We start from the raw sequence: 16,013 nt of genomic DNA, 5'->3' as shown, positions 1-16,013 counted from the left end.
GCAGCCTGTGCGGGCATGGCATGAACCTGGGGCCGGGGTACGGTCCGGTGGCTGCTCTCAGGGTCGAGCTTGTCAGATGACGGGAGGTCGGCCCAGTCGGGTCAGCCGCCACACCGTACGCCACTTCATGGGCCTGCGGGGACCGCATGAAGTGGTCCAGCCTTCCCGGAATCCGCCGAACCATGCCCGCAGGGCGGGGCGGGAGGGGCGGCGGGCGAGGGTGAGCAGCATCCAGACGCCCAGATAGACCGGGACAAGGGGGGCGGGAAGGTTGCGGCGGGCGAGCCAGACGCGGTTGCGGGCGACCATGCGGTGGTAGACCGCGTGCCGCGAGGGCGCGGTCGTGGGGTGGTACAGCACCATGTCGGACCGGTAGTCGATCATCCAGCCCGCGTCGAGGGCCCGCCATGCCAGGTCGGTTTCCTCGTGGGCGTAGAAAAATTCGTCCGGCAGCCCGCCGACTTCGGCGAAGACCTGGGTCCGGACTGCGTTGGCGCCGCCGAGGAACGTGGTGACCCGGGAGGAGCGCATCGGGTCGGAGGCGCGCAGCCGGGGGACGTGCCGGCGCTGGGTGACGCCGTTGTCCGGGTCGGCGATGCGGAAGCTGATGATGCCGAGCTGCGGGTCGGCCGCGAAGGCTGCGCGGCAGAGCTCGGCGGTGTCGTGGTGCGCGAGGAGGCCGTCGTCGTCGAGGAAGAGCAATATGTCGACATCGTGACCGCTGGGGCCGAAGGCCTCGATGCCGACGTTGCGGCCGCCGGGGATGCCGAGGTTCTCCGGCAGCTCGATCGTGCGGACGCCTTCGGGGACGTCCGGGACCGGGGAGCCGTTGCCGACCACGACGACCTCGACCCGGTCGCCGTCCTGCTTGGCGACGGAGTCGAGGAGGGCGCGCAGTTCGTCGGGGCGGTTGCCCATGGTGATGATCACCGCGCCGACCTTCATCGGCGCGCTCACTTCAGCCTGCTCGACGCGAGGATGGACACGAGGTGCAGCACGGTCTGCAGCAGCGCGATGCCGGCCAGCACCGCGACGCCGAGCCGGGAGAAGAACAGGTCGCCGCGGATCTGGTCGACGATCGCCAGGACCAGGATCAGCAGGGACGCCTCGATACCGAGGACGAGGCGGTGGAACTTGAGGGCACCGGCGGCCTTGCGGGCCAGCGCCATGCCGGAGGAGCGCATCTCGGACGCGGCCTCCTGGACCGGCGGCTTCCCGGCCTGGTGCCGGGCGACCCCGACGAGGTCGGTCTCGGCCTTGATCAGGATGGCGCCGAGGGCGGCCAGGGTGCCGAGGAAGGCCCACAGCCAGTCGATTCGGCCGCTGCCCCACAGGTCGGCCGCGCGCAGGCCGAAGCCGACGAGCACCGCGGCGTCGGTGAGGTAGGCGCCGACGCGGTCGAGGTAGACCCCGCCCAGGGAGTACTGCTTCTTCCAGCGCGCGATCTCGCCGTCGACGCAGTCCAGCAGCAGGTAGAGCTGGACCATGACCACGCCGAGCACGGCCCCCGGGATCCCCGGCACGAGAAGTGCCGGGGCCGCGAGTACGCCGCATACGGTCATCAGGTATGTGAGCTGGTTGGGCGTGACCCTGGTGTTCACCAGGTAGCGGTCGACCCGCAGGGACACCTCGCGCATGTAGAGGCGTCCCATCCAGTGCTCACCGCTGCGCCTGTCCTTCACCCCCGCGGGGTGAACGACGGGGCGGAGTTCAGCTACCGATGGCCTTGACATAGTCGGCGTAGATGTCCTTGATCTGGTCGGTTGTCAGGTCGAGGTGTTCGAGGATCGTGTAGCGGCCGGGCCTGGTCTGCGGAGCGAACTCCACGACGCGGACGAACTCGTCGTCCGTGAAGCCGATCTCCTCCGGCAGTACCGGCAGCCCGTGCCGACGCAGCACCTCGGCCATGTAGGCCGACTCCTCGTGGGCTCCGCGCAGGTACATCGCGAAGGCCGCGCCCAGTCCGCACTGCTCGCCGTGGGCGGCGGCGCGCTTCGGGTACAGCAGGTCGAAGGCGTGGTTGATCTCGTGGCACGCGCCGGAGGACGGACGGGAGTCACCCGACACCGACATGGCGATACCGCTGAGCACCAGCGCCTCGGCCAGCACCTGCAGGAAGTCGGTGTCCCCGATGCCGCCGGGGTGGCGCAGCACCGCCTCGCCGGCCTGCCGGGCGATCGCCGCCGCGAGGCCGTCGATCTTCTCGCCCTTGACCCGGTGCGCCAGCTCCCAGTCCGCGATCGCGGAGATGTTGGAGACGGCGTCGCCGATACCGGCCCGCACGAAGCGCACCGGGGCGTCGCGGATGACGTCCAGGTCGATGACGACCGCGATCGGGTTCGGCACACCGTAGGAGCCGCGCCCGGCGTCGTTGTCGAGGGTGGCGACCGGCGAGCACAGACCGTCGTGCGCCAGGTTCGTCGGTACGGCGACCAGCGGCAGACCGACGCGCGCCGCGGCGAACTTGGCGCAGTCGATGATCTTGCCGCCGCCGAGCCCGACGACCGCGTCGTAGTGGCCGGCCCTTATGGCACCGGCCAGCTGGACCGCGTCGTCGAGGGTTCCGCCGCCGACCTCGTACCAGGTGGCGCCGGGCAGCGCGGGAGCGAGCCGCTCCTTGAGCCGGGCGCCGGAGCCGTTGCTGACCGCGATGGCCAGCTTGCCGGAGTGGGAGATGCGCTCATCGGCGAGCACACAGGCCAGGTCGTCGAGGGCACCCGGGCGGATGTCCACGACGACCGGCGAAGGAATCAGCCGGGTCAGTACTGGCACGCGATCTCCCGTCCGCGGGCGAGATCGTCGTGGTTGTCGATCTCCACCCACTTGACGTCGCCGATCGGCGCCACATCGATGCGGAAGCCGCGGTTCACGAGCTCCTGGTAGCCGTGCTCGTAGAACTGCTGCGGGTCGGTCTCCCACACCGCCTTGAGGGCGTCGGCCAGCTCGGGGGCGGCGTCGCCCTCGATGAGGGTCACGCCGATGTACTCACCGGTCGCCTCGGCGGGGTCCATCAGCTTGGTGATCTTCGTCATGCCCTTCTCGGGGTCGACGACGACCTTCATCTCCTCGTCGGCCAGGCTCTTCACGGTGTCCAGGGCGAGGATGATCTTCTTGCCGTCGCCGCGGGCGGCGAGCAGCGTCTTCTCGACGGAGACCGGGTGCACGGTGTCGCCGTTGGCGAGGATCACGCCGTCCTTGAGGGCGTCACGGCCGCACCACAGGGAGTAGGCGTTGTTCCACTCCTCGGCCTTGTCGTTGTCGATGAGGGTGAGCTTGAGGCCGTACTTCTGCTCAAGGGCTTCCTTGCGCGCGTACACGGCCTCCTTGCGGTAGCCGACGATGATCGCGACCTCGGTCAGACCGATCTCGGCGAAGTTGCCGAGCGTCAGGTCGAGAACCGTGGGTTCGCCCTCTATGCCCGCGGGCCCCACCGGCACCAGAGCCTTGGGAAGGCTGTCGGTGTAGGGGCGCAGACGCCGTCCGGCGCCGGCCGCCAGCACGAGGCCGATCATGCGGGTTCTCCTTCATCGTGTACGGCGGGTGCCCCGGAGGACACCCAGAAGCGGATGCTCTCGACGAGCACCACGAGGGCCACGGCCACGGCGAGCACCGTGAGCGCGACACTGAACTGCGAGGCGGAGAGCACCGCGGCGAGGACGGTGACGAGCAGCGTCCGTCCTTCGTGCCCCCCAATGGCGCGCACCAGCCAGGCCGGGGGCGCTCCGGCGTTGCCGCGGATGCGGTACACCGTGTCGTAGTGATGGTAGGCGACAGCGGCCACCAGGCCGAAAGCCGCAGGAAGGGCTCCGTTCACCTCGGCTTTGGCTGCGATCAGCAGAACGACGCCGTACTCGGCGGCCCGGAAGAAGGGCGGGACCAGCCAGTCGAGCGCGCCCTTGAGGGGGCGGGCGACAGCGATGGCCGAGGTGACGGCGTAGACGACGGCGCCGACGACCGCCCACGGACCGCCGAAGCCGGGCTGTGCGGCCAGGCCGAGGAGGACGAGGCCGCCGAGGAGGGCCGCGGCGGGGGCGGCGATGCCGGGCAGTCGGCCCGCGGTGTTCTTGAGGACCCCGGCGAGGCCCTGCGCGAGCGGCCCCGAGTCTGCGAGGTCGGCCAGCGCCTGCGCGGCCCGGTCGGTGCGGCGCGCCTTGCGGGTCAGCGACCGCAGCACCCGCCCCGCCGTGGTGTACGTCGCCGCGAAGGCACAGCCCACGAGCAGGACGTAGAAGGTGATCCGGGGCGTCGTGGCGGCCGTGAGCACCGCGATCATCGCCCAGCGCTCGCCGATCGGCAGGACGATCATCCGGCGCACCCACACCGTCCAGCCGACGCTGTCGAGCTTGTCGGAGAGGGCGGCGGTGGGGCTGGTGTTGGCGGTGGCGTCGTGGTTGGCCTCGTTGAAGGAGAAGTCGACCACGTGCCGGCAGGTCTGGAGGACCATCGCGCCGAGGGCGAGGGCCCATACGTCGTCCCCGCCGCGGGCGGCTCCCAGCGCGAGGCCTGCGTAGTAGGCGTATTCCTTGGCCCGGTCGAAGGTGGCGTCGAGCCAGGCGCCGAGCGTGGAGTACTGCAGGGAGTAGCGGGCGAGCTGGCCGTCGGTGCAGTCCAGGACGAAGGACGCGATCAGCAGGACGCCCGCCGCGATGAACCCGCCCCGGGTGCCGGTGGCCGCGCAGCCCGCCGCGATGAGCGCGGTGATCAGGGAGGCGGTGGTGACCTGGTTGGGAGTCAGGCCCCGGCGGGCGCACCAGCGGGCGATGTAGCGGGAGTACGGACTGATGCAGAAGGTCGTGAAGAAGCCGTCGCGGGACTTCACGGCCGACTTCAGGCGTACGGCCTCGTCGTCGACGGCGGCGACGGCCTGCCGGGCCTCGTTGCGGGCCTGCGGGTCGGCCGGTACGGCGGCGACCAGGCTGCCGAGCTCGGGGCGGTGCACGTCGGTGCCGTCGTGGTCGAGGGCGGTGACGATGCGGTCGGCGAGGCTCTCGACGGCGACGGCCGTACCGCCGCCCGCGGAGTTCTCCCGAGCCATCACCCGGGTCAGCGCCTGGCGTCCGGCCGGCTGGGCCGTCACGGCGCCCGGGATCGCGGCGAGCGGGAAGCGGGGGTCGGTCAGGCCGAGGCGCAGCGCGTGCAGGTGGCCGACGAAGCCGGCGTCGACCACGGCGACCCGCTGGTCGCCGGGCACCTGGGCGAGCAGGGTCTCGGCGTCGGCGGTGTCGGCAGCGACCCGCACGTCATAGCCGAGGGACCGCAGATCGCCCTCGATCGACGATCCGGGCACCGGCTGACCGGTGAGGATGGCGGTCGACAACCGAACTCACTCCCTGGATACCGGCATTCGCGCCGGTCATGTACATGGTGGCGGCGCCCCCGCCGGTGTCGGCCGGGCGGCGTGTCGGCAGAGGCTATCGGATGATTGGAAGCCAGCGTTCACCGGCCGTTTGGCGGAGCGATCAACGCGGTTTGCCCTGAGCTTTGCCGCGATCATCATCAGGGATCGCGGGGTCCGCTCACAAACTCGCGCTCGCAGACCGGGGCATCGGGGACATTGCATTTCCCGCCGGGGACCCGTCATAGGGTGGGCGACCATGACATGGCTGATCACAGGCGGAGCCGGCTACATCGGAGCACATGTGGCGCGGGCCATGACCGACGCCGGAGAGCGGGTCCTCGTACTGGACGACCTCTCGGCCGGGTATCCCGCACGGCTCCCTGCAGACGTCCCACTCGTCGAGGGCTCGTCACTGGACGGTGACCTGCTGAAGCGGGTGTTCGCGGAGCACGTGGTGACGGGTGTGGTCCATCTCGCCGCGCGCAAGCAGGTCGGCGAGTCCGTGGCGCAGCCGACCCGCTACTACAGGGAGAACGTGGGGGGCCTCGCCACGCTCCTGGAGGCGGTCGCCGAGGCGGGGATCAAGCGGTTCCTGTTCTCGTCGTCGGCGGCGGTCTACGGCAACCCGGATGTGGACCTCATCACGGAGGACACTCCGTGCGCGCCGGTGAACCCGTACGGCGAGACGAAGCTCACCGGCGAGTGGCTGGTGCGGGCGGCGGGCCGGGCGCACGGCATCTCGACCGTGTGCCTTCGCTACTTCAACGTCGCCGGCGCCGCGTCGCCCGAGCTGGCCGACACGGGCGTCTTCAACATCGTCCCCATGGTCTTCGACCGGCTCACCCGCGACGAGGCCCCGCGGATCTTCGGCGACGACTATCCGACGCCGGACGGCACCTGCGTGCGCGATTACATCCATGTCGCCGACCTCGCCGAGGCTCACCTGGCGGCGGCCCGGCGGCTCACCGAAGCGAACGCGGACGGCGATCTGACGGTCAACATCGGTCGCGGCGAGGGCGTCTCCGTCCGCGAACTGATCACCGTCATCGGCGAAGTCACCGGTGACGCACGCCCCGCCGTCGTCGAGGCCCGGCGCCCCGGAGACGCCCCGCGCGCGGTCGCGTCGGCCGCGCTGGCCGCCGAGGAACTCGGCTGGACGGCTCGGCGCGGGGTACCCGAGATGGTCGAGTCGGCGTGGCAGGGGTGGCTGCTGCACCACGGCGTCCGCACGGCCGACTGATCATGTGAAGCGCCCTGACCTGCGAATCGTTTCCGCAGGTCAGGGCACATGACAACGGTGTTCAGTGCCGCGTTGCCGGATACCCCCCACCCGTAGTTCACTGTGATCCCGGACGGAATTCCGATCGGACTTTCCGATCGTCGACGGACCGCAGAAGGGCGGCTTTCTCATGGGGGCTGGGCACGATCACGGGCACGGGCATGCGCACGCGCCGACGACCGGCACGGCGGCGGCCGCGTACCGCGGAAGACTGCGCGTCGCGCTGTCGATCACCCTCGGCGTCATGGTGGTCCAGATCGTCGGCGGTGTGGCCGCCGACTCGCTCGCCCTGATCGCGGACGCGGCCCACATGGCGACGGACGCGGTGGGTCTGGCCATGGCCCTGCTCGCCATCCACTTCGCGAACCGCCCGCCGAGCGAGAAGCGCACCTTCGGTCTCGCCCGCGCGGAGATCCTCGCGGCCCTCGCCAACTGTCTGCTCCTGCTGGGCGTCGGCGGCTATGTCCTGTACGAGGCGATCGAGCGGTTCCTCACACCGGCGGACACCAACGGCGGCCTGATGATCGTGTTCGGCGCGATCGGCCTGGTGGCGAACACGATCTCTCTCACGCTGCTGATGAAGGGCCAGAAGGAGAGCCTGAACGTGCGCGGCGCGTTCCTGGAGGTGGCAGCGGACGCGCTGGGCTCGCTCGCGGTGCTGATCTCCGCGGCGGTGATCCTGACCACCGGCTGGCAGGCCGCCGACCCGATCGCCTCGCTCGTCATCGGCCTGATGATCGTGCCGCGCACCGTCAAGCTGCTGCGCGAGACCCTCGACGTCCTGCTGGAGTCGGCTCCCAAGGGCGTCGACATGACCGAGGTGCGGGCCCACATACTCGCCCTGGACGGTGTCGAGGACATCCACGACCTGCACGCCTGGACGATCACGTCCGGCATGCCGGTGCTGTCGGCCCATGTGGTGGTCCGCTCCGACGTACTGAACGCGATCGGCCACGAGAAGATGCTGCACGAGCTCCAGGGCTGCCTCGGCGACCACTTCGACGTGGAGCACTGCACCTTCCAGCTGGAGCCGGTCGGGCACGCCGAGCACGAGGCCCGGCTCTGTCACTGAAACAACCGTACGGTCCGACAAGACGTCAGTACGGACGGAATGCAGCGATCCGGTGGTAGGCCGCGTCCTCATGCTCACAGCGCCCCCGCCGACGGTTCCGTGCCCGCCGCGCCGGGCACGATCAACTGCCGGGAGTGCCGGATTCGTACGGCACACTTGGGGCGCAAGACCGAAGTGAAGGATGGGTATGCCGATCACACCTGCCACCGCGACGCACAGTCCGTCGAACGGCGCCGCAGACGCGATTTTGCTGGAACTGGTCGACGAGAACGGTGTGACGATCGGCACCGCGGAGAAGCTCGCCGCCCATCAGCCTCCCGGGCAGCTGCACCGCGCCTTCTCCGTGTTCCTCTTCGACGAGCACGGCCGGCTGCTGCTCCAGCAGCGCGCACCCGGCAAGTACCACTCCCCAGGTGTCTGGTCCAACACCTGCTGCGGCCACCCCTACCCCGGCGAGGCGCCCTTCGCCGCCGCGGCCCGTCGCACGCACGAGGAACTCGGCGCCTCCCCGTCGCTGCTCGCCGAGGCGGGCACGGTCCGCTACAACCACCCGGACCCGGACTCGGGCCTGGTGGAGCAGGAGTACAACCACCTCTTCGTCGGACTTGTGCAGTCCCCGCTGCGGCCGGACCCGGAGGAGGTCGGCGAGACGGCCTTCGTGACGCCGGCCGAGCTGGCGGAGCGCCACGCGAAGGACACCTTCTCGTCCTGGTTCATGACCGTGCTCGACGCGGCCCGCCCCGCGGTCAAGGAGCTGACGGGTCCGTCGGCCGGCTGGTGACGAGGGCCGGGGCCGGTCCGGCTCCGACGGGGCCTAGGGCACGTGCGCGGGCTTGAGCGGCACGGCGGCCCAGATCACCTTGCCACCGCTCGCCGTGTGCTCGACGTCGCACACACCGCCCGCCTCCCGGGTCACCTCGCGCACCAGCAGCAGCCCGCGACCGCCGGTCTGGCCGTGGTCGGCCTCCAGGGCGGTCGGGCGGTAGGGATGGTTGTCCTCCACGGACACCCGCAGCCACTCGGCGCCGACGGCGACCTCCACGGCGAGCGTCGGCGACAGCAACGCCGCGTGCCGGACGGCGTTCGTGACCAGCTCCGACACGATCAGCAACACCCCCTGGACCAGATCGTCGGGGACCGGCACGCCCTGGCGGTACAGCAGGTCCCGTACGGCGTGCCGGGCCTGCGGTACCGAGGCGTCGACGGCGGGGGCGGTGAACCGCCAGACGCCCTCGTACGGCAGTGGATTCGGCGGCCGCTGGACGAGGGGCTCGTCCGCGCCGCCTGCTGGGCGTGGGCCGGACCCGCGCCCGTGGTTCTCCATCGTCCGGTCGCCACCCTCGCGCTCGATTGTCACCACACGTCGAGTGTTGATAACGCACAGGTCCGCGCCGTAGAACTGAACAGAAGTCAGCAGGTATCGAGCGTTTCTGATCGTTGGCGTATGACACGGTCAGTTGTGGGACCGCTCCGGCGCCGCTTGGTGCCGACTTCACGAACTATTCGGGTTGTACGGGTTTGGCGGCGTTCCTTCTCCGCGACCATTCCGACGATCCGGCGGCCACCGTAGCCCGTGGCGATCAGGCCGAGGCCGTCGCAGAGCAGGGCGAGGGAGAAGAGGGTACCGATGACGTACCCGCTGCTGGGCCAGGTGCTGAGCACCAGGATGCCGAGGAACAGGTCGAACGCGCCGTGCAGCAGGGTCCAGCCGAACTGCGGACCGCGTACCACCAGGCTCCCGGCCGGCCGGAACAGCCCGCCCGTGAGGAACAGCAGGGTGGCGAACATGGCCAGCGCCTCGGCCGCCGCCTCCGGTCTGCGGATCACCACGACGCCGGCCGCGATGTCCAGCGCGGCGAGGACCACACCGAGCCAGAAGAAGTTGGTGCCGCCGCCTGGACCGCGTGCATCAGGCCTACGACGGCGCCGATCAGCAGCAGCCAGCCGAACAGCAGCATCGAGGTCAGCGTGGCGAAGGCGGTGTAGAGCAGGCCGATCACTCCCCCGACGACCAGCAGCACACCGAGGGCGGCGAGCAAGCCGAAGCCGCGCTGAAGTTTCGCGGCCTCACCCGTGGGTTTGCTGGACCTGGCCATCAGCGCCTCCTCGGCCGACGATCTCCCTTTGCTTCACCTTGCACCTTCTGCGGCAATCGACCGCGCGACCCTTCCTGATCGGCCGTTCGGCGCAAGCGGATAGCATCCGCCGCATGGAGCCCCAGCTGCTGCACAGCGTCACCGACTCGGTCGCCACCGTCGTCATCCACCAACCGGCCAAGCGCAACGCCATGACGGCCGCGATGTGGGGGGCGCTGCCGCCGCTGCTCGGCTCCCTGGCCGCCGATCCGGGCGTTCGGGCGCTGGTGCTCACCGGTGAGGGCGGGACCTTCTGTGCGGGCGCCGACATCTCCACGCTCCGGGGCTCGCCGCAGGAGGCTCAGGGGCTTGCGGTGGCCGCCGAGGAGGCACTGGCGGCCTTTCCCAAGCCGACGCTGGCAGCGGTCAGGGGGCACTGTGTGGGCGGCGGGTCGCAGCTGGCGGCGGCCTGCGATCTGCGGTTCGCCGAGGAGGGGTCGCTGTTCGGGGTGACACCGGCGAAGCTCGGGATCGTGTATCCGGCGTCCTCCACGCGCCGGTTGGCGTCGCTGGTGGGCCCGGCCACCACCAAGTACCTGCTGTTCTCGGGCGAGTTGATCGACGCGGAGCGGGCCCTGCGCACGGGCCTGGTGGACGAGGTGCTGCCCGAGGGTGAACTCGGCAAGCGGGTGGTGGAGTTCACCCGGATCCTCGCCTCTCGCTCGCAGCTGACGCAGGCCGCGGCGAAGGAGTTCGCGGACGGGCGCACCGACCGCGACGATCACTGGGCCGAGCAGGCGCGCGGAAGCGGCGACACCGCGGAGGGCGTCGCCGCGTTCCTGGAGCGCAGGCAGCCCCGCTTCACCTGGAACGTGCCTACACCAAGCTGAAGCGGCTGTTCGTACGGAACTCCTCGACGAGGTGCGCGGGCGCCTTCTGCGGCGAGCCGGCGTCGTAGGGCGGCTGCGGGTCGTACTCGGTCAGCAGCTGGACCGCCTGAGCGTGTTCGTCGCCGGCGATCTTCCCGACCAGGGTCAGGCCCATGTCGATGCCGGAGGAGACGCCGGCCGCGGTGATGTATTTGCCATCGGGTACGACGCGCTCGCCCGTGGGCTCGGCACCGTACTGCGGCAGGAAGTCCAGGGTGAGCCAGTGGGAGGTGGCGCGGCGGCCCTGAAGGAGGCCTGCGGCGCCGAGCAGCAGCGAGCCGGAGCATACGGAGGTCGTCCAGGTGCTCGTCGCGTCGGCGGTCCTGAGCCACTCCAGCAGGGCCTCGTTCTCGATCTCGGCAAACGTCCCGGGTCCGCCCGGCACCACGACGACATCGGGGTGCGGTACGTCGGCCAGGGCCTTGTCGGCGGTGAGGGCGAGGAACCCCGTGTCGGCACGCACCGGTCCCGCGGACTCGGCGACGAAGTCCACCCGAGCGTCCGGGAGGCGGCTCAACGCCTCGTACGGTCCCACGATGTCGAGGGCGGTGAAGCGGTCGTACAGGACCATCGCGATCTGCATGGTTCGTCCCTTCGGAAGGAAAGTCAGCCGGCCGGAACCGGGCGGAACCGGCGGCGGTACTCGATCGGTGCGGCCCCGAGCGTCTTGACGAAGGCGCGCCGCATGGCTTCGGGAGTGCCGTAGCCACTGGCCCGGGAGATCTCCTCGACGCCGTCGCTGGTGTCCTCCAGGAGGCGCCTGGCGTGTTCGAGGCGGACCCGGTCCACATAGCGGCCGGGGGTCATGCCGGTCTCGGTCTGAAAAGCGCGTGCGAAGTGGCGCGCGGAGAGGCTGGCGCGGGCGGCGAGCGTCTCGACGGTCAGGTCGGCGTCGGGGTGCTCGGTGATCCAGCGCTGGACCTCCCGCAGGGGTTCGCGCTGGGCGGTCTGGGCGGCGAGCTGGGCGCTGAACTGGGCCTGGTTTCCGGGCCGGCGCAGGAAGACCACCAGGTGGCGGGCGATCCCGAGGGCCACGTCCCTTCCCAGGTCCTCCTCGACCAGGGCGAGAGCGAGGTCGATGCCGGAGGTGACGCCGGCTGAGGTGGCGACGCGCCCGTCCCGTACGTAGATGGGGTCCGGGTCGACCTCCACGGCCGGGTGGTCACGGGCGAGCTTGTCGCAGTACGCCCAGTGGGTCGTGGCGCGGCGGCCGTCCAGCAGGCCGGCCGCCGCGAGCAGGATCGCGCCGGTGCAGACGGACACCAGGCGCTCGGCCCGGGGTCCGTGCTCGCGCAGCCAGTCGGTCAGCCCGGGCTGCGGACCACGCGTGCCTTCACCGCCCGGGACGAGGAGTGTGTGCGGCTCGCAGACGGCGGTGAGGGACTCGTCCGGTACGACGGTCAGGTTGCTGGACGTGCGGACGGGGGCGCCGTCCAGGGATGCCGTGCGGATGCGGTAGGTGCCCGCGCGATGCCTCTCGGCCCCCGCGAAGACCTCCAGCGGGCCGGTCACGTCGAGACTCTGTACGCCGTCGAAGAGGACGAAGAGAACGGTTCGCTGCGCCATGTCATCGATTCTTCGAGAGCGACCGCCATGACCGCAATGACGAGGAACCCACCTTTCCTGCCACGATCCGCATCCACCAGAGTCACGTACCAAGCGGTTGGTAACGTGCCGACCATGACTACTTCCGCCCTGGAACCGCGTGCCGCCCGCCGCTGCCACAACATGCTCAACTCCCTGCACTCCACGTCCTACTTCGCCCCCGAAACGGGGAGGGAGCTGGGCGCCCTGGGGATCACGCACCCCAGGGCCGTCAACTTCGCGGTCAGGGCGGCCGCGCTGGGCCCGGTCGGCGCCGGTGCGGTGACGGCGACGTTCTACAACTACAAGCACGATCTGGTGGCCCGGCACGTACCGGCGGTGTGGGCGATCGCGTCCCCGCAGGACGTACTGGCGGCACGCACGCGTGCGGTCGACTCGGCGCTCCGGCGGCTGCTGGGCGAGGAGGCGGTGACGTCCCCGGAGATGGCGGAGGCCGCGCACCTGGCGCTCCAGGCCACCGAGGCCTGTTCCCGCAGCGCCCGGCCCCTGTACTCGGCGCACGCGGACCTGCCGGTCCCCGAGGAGACCCACCTGGCCTACTTCCACGCCACGACGCTGCTGCGCGAGCACCGGGGCGACGGGCACCTCGCCGTGCTGATGTCCGAGGGGCTCGACGGCCTCGAGGCGGTGGTGACCCACACCGCGACCGGCAAGGGCATGACGCCGGAGTGGGTGTGCAACACGCGTGGCTGGACCCGGGAGGACTGGGACGCGGCGTCCGACCGTCTGCGCGAGCGCGGCCTCCTGGACGACACGGGTGACCTCACCCCGGCGGGCGTCTCCCTGCGCGAACGCATCGAGTCCGAAACGGACCGCCTCGACCGAGCACCGTACGAACACCTCGGCGCGGAGCGGGTCGCACGCCTCACGGAACTCGCCACGGGGTTCACCCGCGCGGCGGTGGCGGCGGGGGCCTTCCCCCAGGACCTCCTCGGCAAGTCCTGATCGCCGGCGCCGGCCGGGCCGGGACGACCTGCTGCGACAGGCATTCGGATCACGCTGCATAGCCGGGCTGAGGCGCGGTACTCGGAGTCCCCAACCACAAGTAAGGGTGATCACGTGTTCCGTGCCATCGCAGACGTACTGCGCCAGATCGGTGGCGCCATCGCCACCGTCGTCACGCTGCCGTTCCGTGCTCTCGCTCGGCTGTTCGGCGGAGCCTCCAGCAGTACGCGCAGCCGCAGGGCCTGATTTCGTCCCGCCGTAGGGCCCGCGACCCGCCACGACCGGCCGGGTCGCCGCCCTGATCCCCGGTTGTCGGTGCTACCTGCCACAATTGCCGCGCAACCTCAGTGAGAAGGCGGGACGGGATCGTGACGACACCCCTCGTAGGGTCCATCGAAGACAGGATCGCCGCGGAGCTCGGCGTACGAGAGCGGCAGGTGAAGGCCGCCGTGGAGCTGCTCGACGGCGGTTCGACGGTGCCCTTCATCGCCCGCTACCGCAAGGAAGCGACCGAGATGCTCGACGATGCGCAGCTGCGCACGATCGAGGAGCGGCTGCGTTATCTGCGGGAGCTGGAGGAGCGGCGCACCGCGATCCTCGAGTCGGTGCGTGAGCAGGGCAAACTGACCGAGGAGTTGGAGGCCCGGATCCGCGCCGCCGAGACGAAGGCGCGGCTCGAGGACATCTACCTGCCGTACAAGCCGAAGCGCAGGACCAAGGCACAGATCGCCCGCGAGGCCGGCCTTGAGCCCCTCGCCGAGGGTCTGCTCGGCGACCCGACGGTCGACCCCCTCGCGGCCGCCTCGGCGTTCGTGGACGCCGACAAGGGCGTGGCCGATCCGCAGGCCGCCCTGGACGGCGCCCGGGCGATCCTCACGGAGCGGTTCTCGGAGGACGCCGACCTGATCGGCGAGCTGCGCGAGCGCATGTGGGGGCGCGGCCGGCTGGCCGCCAAGGTGCGGGAGGGCAAGGAGGAGGCGGGCGCGAAGTTCGCGGACTACTTCGACTTCGCCGAGCCGTTCACCGAGCTGCCCTCGCACCGCATCCTGGCGATGCTGCGCGGCGAGAAGGAGGAGGTCCTCGACCTCGTCCTGGAGCCGGAGGAGCCCACCGAGGGGCCCTCGTCGTACGAGGGCATCGTCGCCCACAAGTTCGCGATCGCCGACCGCGGCCGCCCCGCCGACAAGTGGCTGACGGACACGGTCCGCTGGGCCTGGCGGACCCGCATCCTCGTCCACCTCGGCATCGACCTGCGACTGCGTCTGCGCACCGCCGCCGAGGACGAGGCCGTGGGCGTGTTCGCGGCCAACCTCCGCGACCTGCTGCTCGCCGCCCCGGCCGGCACGCGCGCGACGCTCGGCCTGGACCCCGGCTTCCGTACGGGGGTGAAGGTCGCCGTCGTCGACGCCACCGGCAAGGTGGTGGCCACGGACGTGATCTATCCGCACGTCCCGGCGAACAAGTGGGACGAGGCGATCGCCAAGCTCGCGCGCCTGGCGAAGGAGCACGCGGTAGAACTGGTCGCGATCGGCAATGGCACGGCGTCGCGCGAGACGGACAAGCTCGCCGGTGAACTGATCACCAAGCACCCGGAGTTGCAGCTCACCAAGGTGATGGTGTCCGAGGCCGGCGCCTCGGTGTACTCGGCCTCCGCGTTCGCCTCGCAGGAGTTGCCCGACATGGACGTGTCGCTGCGCGGCGCGGTGTCGATCGCCCGCCGGCTCCAGGACCCGCTCGCCGAGCTGGTGAAGATCGACCCGAAGTCGATCGGTGTCGGCCAGTACCAGCACGACCTGTCCGAGGTGAAGCTGTCGCGCTCGCTGGACGCGGTGGTGGAGGACTGTGTGAACGGCGTCGGCGTCGACGTCAACACGGCCTCCGCTCCGCTGCTCGCGCGCGTCTCCGGCATCACCTCCGGACTCGCCGAGAACATCGTGTCCCACCGCGACGCGAACGGCCCGTTCAAGTCCCGCTCGCAGCTGAAGAACGTGGCACGGCTCGGCCCGAAGGCGTACGAGCAGTGCGCGGGCTTCCTGCGCATCCGCGGCGGCGACGACCCGCTGGACGCGTCCAGCGTGCACCCCGAGGCGTACCCGGTGGTCCGGCGGATGGTGAAGACGTCGGGCCAGGAGGTCGCCGCGCTCGTCGGCAACACGAGCGTGCTGAGGTCGCTGAAGGCGAACGACTACGTGGACGAGACGTTCGGCCTGCCGACCGTCACGGACATCCTCAAGGAGCTGGAGAAGCCCGGGCGCGACCCGCGTCCCGCCTTCAAGACGGCCACCTTCAAGGAGGGCGTCGAGAAGATCTCCGACCTGGCGTCCGGGATGGTCCTGGAGGGCGTCGTGACGAACGTGGCGGCCTTCGGGGCCTTCGTGGACGTCGGTGTCCACCAGGACGGGCTGGTGCATGTCTCCGCGATGTCGAAGACCTTCGTCAAGGACCCGCGGGACGTGGTCAAGCCCGGTGACATCGTCAAGGTGAAGGTCCTCGACGTCGACATCCCGCGCAAGCGGATCTCCCTGACCCTGCGCCTCGATGACGAGGCGGCTCCCGAGCGTCAGCAGGGCGGGGGCGGCGGCGAACGCCGGCAGCGAGGCGGGCGGCCGCCCCAGCAGCGCCAGGGCCGCGGCGGCAGTGGCGGTGGCGGAGGCGGCTCGCGCCAGGCACCGCCGCCGGCGAACAGCGCGATGGCCGACGCCCTGCGCCGCGCGGGGCTGGTCGACCCGAAGGGCAAGCGCTGAGACGACGGGCAGACCCGGACTCTCCG

At 70.8% G+C, this 16,013-nt stretch carries 15 protein-coding genes and 1 pseudogene; 7 read left to right on the top strand and 9 right to left on the bottom strand.

Annotated elements, in window-relative coordinates:
* Positions 1–72: 72 nt before the first annotated feature.
* The 5 genes from AB5J55_RS36705 to AB5J55_RS36685 are packed head-to-tail and all read right to left on the bottom strand — an operon-like array spanning position 73 to position 5,317.
* Positions 73–957 (bottom strand): glycosyltransferase family 2 protein, encoded by an 885-nt coding sequence (locus tag AB5J55_RS36705; protein ID WP_369274751.1) that lies wholly within the window; start codon positions 955–957, stop codon positions 73–75.
* Positions 954–1,733, bottom strand: a complete 780-nt coding sequence (locus AB5J55_RS36700; RefSeq protein ID WP_328420897.1) for a CDP-alcohol phosphatidyltransferase family protein — start codon at positions 1,731–1,733, stop codon at positions 954–956. Before AB5J55_RS36700 ends, AB5J55_RS36705 begins: the two co-directional genes overlap by 4 nt.
* The gene (locus AB5J55_RS36695) at positions 1,711–2,772 is read right to left on the bottom strand and encodes an iron-containing alcohol dehydrogenase family protein (protein ID WP_369274750.1); all 1,062 of its coding nucleotides are present in this window, start codon (positions 2,770–2,772) and stop codon (positions 1,711–1,713) included. Before AB5J55_RS36695 ends, AB5J55_RS36700 begins: the two co-directional genes overlap by 23 nt.
* Positions 2,760–3,512: a sugar phosphate nucleotidyltransferase gene (locus tag AB5J55_RS36690; RefSeq protein WP_369274749.1), complete on the bottom strand. Its 753-nt coding sequence runs from the start codon at positions 3,510–3,512 to the stop codon at positions 2,760–2,762. The genes AB5J55_RS36695 and AB5J55_RS36690 overlap by 13 nt, the downstream gene beginning before the upstream one ends.
* Positions 3,509–5,317, bottom strand: coding sequence for a DUF5941 domain-containing protein (locus AB5J55_RS36685; protein WP_369274748.1), 1,809 nt, complete (start codon positions 5,315–5,317; stop codon positions 3,509–3,511). Before AB5J55_RS36685 ends, AB5J55_RS36690 begins: the two co-directional genes overlap by 4 nt.
* Positions 5,318–5,594: 277 nt before the next feature.
* On the opposite strand from AB5J55_RS36685, the gene galE reads away from it, so the two are divergent.
* The 3 genes from galE (at position 5,595) to idi (ending at position 8,470) form a co-directional block, all read left to right on the top strand.
* Positions 5,595–6,578, top strand: coding sequence for a UDP-glucose 4-epimerase GalE (gene galE, locus AB5J55_RS36680; protein ID WP_369274747.1), 984 nt, complete (start codon positions 5,595–5,597; stop codon positions 6,576–6,578).
* Between the two features lie 169 nt (positions 6,579–6,747).
* Positions 6,748–7,689, top strand: a complete 942-nt coding sequence (locus AB5J55_RS36675) for a cation diffusion facilitator family transporter (protein ID WP_369274746.1) — start codon at positions 6,748–6,750, stop codon at positions 7,687–7,689.
* Between the two features lie 187 nt (positions 7,690–7,876).
* On the top strand, positions 7,877–8,470 hold the full coding sequence (idi, locus tag AB5J55_RS36670; RefSeq protein ID WP_369274745.1) for an isopentenyl-diphosphate Delta-isomerase: 594 nt from the start codon (positions 7,877–7,879) through the stop codon (positions 8,468–8,470).
* 33 nt (positions 8,471–8,503) lie between these two features.
* Here idi and AB5J55_RS36665 read toward each other — a convergent pair whose 3' ends face one another.
* Together AB5J55_RS36665 and AB5J55_RS36660 are read right to left on the bottom strand one after the other, a co-directional pair.
* Positions 8,504–9,013, bottom strand: coding sequence for an ATP-binding protein (locus AB5J55_RS36665; RefSeq protein ID WP_369276390.1), 510 nt, complete (start codon positions 9,011–9,013; stop codon positions 8,504–8,506).
* 86 nt (positions 9,014–9,099) lie between these two features.
* Positions 9,100–9,785, bottom strand: a pseudogene (locus tag AB5J55_RS36660) (HdeD family acid-resistance protein).
* A 113-nt stretch (positions 9,786–9,898) separates the two neighbouring features.
* Here AB5J55_RS36660 and AB5J55_RS36655 point away from each other — a divergent pair.
* Entirely contained in the window at positions 9,899–10,654 is a 756-nt protein-coding gene (locus tag AB5J55_RS36655; RefSeq protein WP_369274744.1) for an enoyl-CoA hydratase/isomerase family protein, read from the top strand.
* Here the strand turns inward: AB5J55_RS36655 and AB5J55_RS36650 are convergent.
* Both AB5J55_RS36650 and AB5J55_RS36645 read right to left on the bottom strand, forming a co-directional pair.
* A complete protein-coding gene (locus AB5J55_RS36650; protein ID WP_369274743.1) occupies positions 10,641–11,276 on the bottom strand; it encodes a DJ-1/PfpI family protein in 636 nt (211 codons plus the stop codon). The genes AB5J55_RS36655 and AB5J55_RS36650 overlap by 14 nt on opposite strands.
* A gap of 23 nt (positions 11,277–11,299) precedes the next feature.
* Positions 11,300–12,259 carry a GlxA family transcriptional regulator gene (locus AB5J55_RS36645; protein ID WP_369274742.1) on the bottom strand — a complete coding sequence of 320 codons (960 nt, stop codon included), beginning with the start codon at positions 12,257–12,259 and terminating at the stop codon, positions 11,300–11,302.
* Between the two features lie 114 nt (positions 12,260–12,373).
* Between AB5J55_RS36645 and AB5J55_RS36640 the strand changes: the two genes are divergently transcribed.
* The 3 genes from AB5J55_RS36640 to AB5J55_RS36630 all read left to right on the top strand — a co-directional run bounded on the left by AB5J55_RS36640 (position 12,374) and on the right by AB5J55_RS36630 (position 15,987).
* Positions 12,374–13,243: a hypothetical protein gene (locus AB5J55_RS36640; protein WP_369274741.1), complete on the top strand. Its 870-nt coding sequence runs from the start codon at positions 12,374–12,376 to the stop codon at positions 13,241–13,243.
* A 114-nt stretch (positions 13,244–13,357) separates the two neighbouring features.
* Positions 13,358–13,489, top strand: a complete 132-nt coding sequence (locus tag AB5J55_RS36635) for an LPFR motif small protein (RefSeq protein WP_252100478.1) — start codon at positions 13,358–13,360, stop codon at positions 13,487–13,489.
* Positions 13,490–13,611: 122 nt separating this feature from the next.
* Positions 13,612–15,987 (top strand): Tex family protein, encoded by a 2,376-nt coding sequence (locus AB5J55_RS36630; protein WP_369274740.1) that lies wholly within the window; start codon positions 13,612–13,614, stop codon positions 15,985–15,987.
* Positions 15,988–16,013 lie beyond the last annotated feature (26 nt).

The organism is Streptomyces sp. R11 (assembly GCF_041051905.1).
In the GTDB taxonomy this organism is placed as follows: domain Bacteria; phylum Actinomycetota; class Actinomycetes; order Streptomycetales; family Streptomycetaceae; genus Streptomyces.
Note: the sequence above shows the minus strand (reverse complement) of the source record. Positions and strands in the feature narration are given on the sequence as shown.

Excerpts from the sequence above, each read along its gene's own strand:
- AB5J55_RS36700 (WP_328420897.1), bottom strand. The coding sequence starts at position 1,733 with ATGTCAAGGCCATCGGTAGCTGAACTCCGCCCCGTCGTTCACCCCGCG.
- AB5J55_RS36690 (WP_369274749.1), bottom strand. The coding sequence starts at position 3,512 with ATGATCGGCCTCGTGCTGGCGGCCGGCGCCGGACGGCGTCTGCGCCCC.
- galE (WP_369274747.1), top strand. The coding sequence starts at position 5,595 with ATGACATGGCTGATCACAGGCGGAGCCGGCTACATCGGAGCACATGTG.
- AB5J55_RS36675 (WP_369274746.1), top strand. The coding sequence starts at position 6,748 with ATGGGGGCTGGGCACGATCACGGGCACGGGCATGCGCACGCGCCGACG.
- idi (WP_369274745.1), top strand. The coding sequence starts at position 7,877 with ATGCCGATCACACCTGCCACCGCGACGCACAGTCCGTCGAACGGCGCC.
- AB5J55_RS36665 (WP_369276390.1), bottom strand. The coding sequence starts at position 9,013 with ATGGAGAACCACGGGCGCGGGTCCGGCCCACGCCCAGCAGGCGGCGCG.
- AB5J55_RS36655 (WP_369274744.1), top strand. The coding sequence starts at position 9,899 with ATGGAGCCCCAGCTGCTGCACAGCGTCACCGACTCGGTCGCCACCGTC.
- AB5J55_RS36650 (WP_369274743.1), bottom strand. The coding sequence starts at position 11,276 with ATGCAGATCGCGATGGTCCTGTACGACCGCTTCACCGCCCTCGACATC.
- AB5J55_RS36645 (WP_369274742.1), bottom strand. The coding sequence starts at position 12,259 with ATGGCGCAGCGAACCGTTCTCTTCGTCCTCTTCGACGGCGTACAGAGT.
- AB5J55_RS36640 (WP_369274741.1), top strand. The coding sequence starts at position 12,374 with ATGACTACTTCCGCCCTGGAACCGCGTGCCGCCCGCCGCTGCCACAAC.